The organism is Palleniella intestinalis (genome assembly GCF_013166595.1).
GTDB classification, from domain to species: Bacteria; Bacteroidota; Bacteroidia; order Bacteroidales; family Bacteroidaceae; genus Prevotella; species Prevotella intestinalis.
On sequence record NZ_JABKKG010000017.1, the window covers coordinates 1 to 629 of the forward strand.

The 629-nt window shown below is 45.6% G+C and carries 1 protein-coding gene; it reads right to left on the reverse strand.

What is annotated here, in order from left to right; translation table 11 throughout:
• A partial coding sequence (locus HPS57_RS14230) for a rubredoxin-like domain-containing protein (protein ID WP_305849722.1) occupies positions 1-345 on the reverse strand: 345 nt, incomplete at its 3' end.
• Positions 346-629: the final 284 nt, after the last annotated feature.

Genomic DNA, 629 nt, shown 5'->3' on the forward strand with positions numbered 1-629 from the left:
CTCTGCGAACTTGGCAGCGTGCTCAGCCTCTTCGAATGCGTAGCGCTTGAAAGCCTCAGCAATCTCAGGGTAGCCCTCGCGGTCAGCCTGGCGTGACATGGCGAGATACATGCCAACCTCTGTGCACTCACCGTTAAAGTGCGCGTTGAGGTCCTTGATCATCTCCTCGTCGGCACCGGATGCCTTTGCCTCGCCGATTTTGTGAACTGTGGCGAAATCAGCCTCAGCGCTCTCGTCTACTTCTGTGAACTTTGATGCAGGAGCTTTGCACAATGGGCACTGCTCCGGAGCCTCTGTACCTTCGTGGATGTATCCGCAAACTGAGCAAATGAATTTCTTTGTCATGATATTTGAGTTTTTAAGTTGGTTAATAATGTTTTTCTGTTTGTTGTTTTTCTTGTATGCAAAATTACAACTTTATTTCATATATGCCAAGGCAATTCGGGAAAATAAATGGTGAATTTGGGAATGGTGGTTTCTTTTTTGTATACATTCAAGATAGAAGTGCAATTTCTTGACTGTATATGAGTCCCCTCCTTCTGTGTATAAGAGGTTCCGGAGCGTAGCGACAGGGTTCTCTTATACACAGAAGGAGGAACCTTCCCATTAAAGATTAACCTGCAATGCAA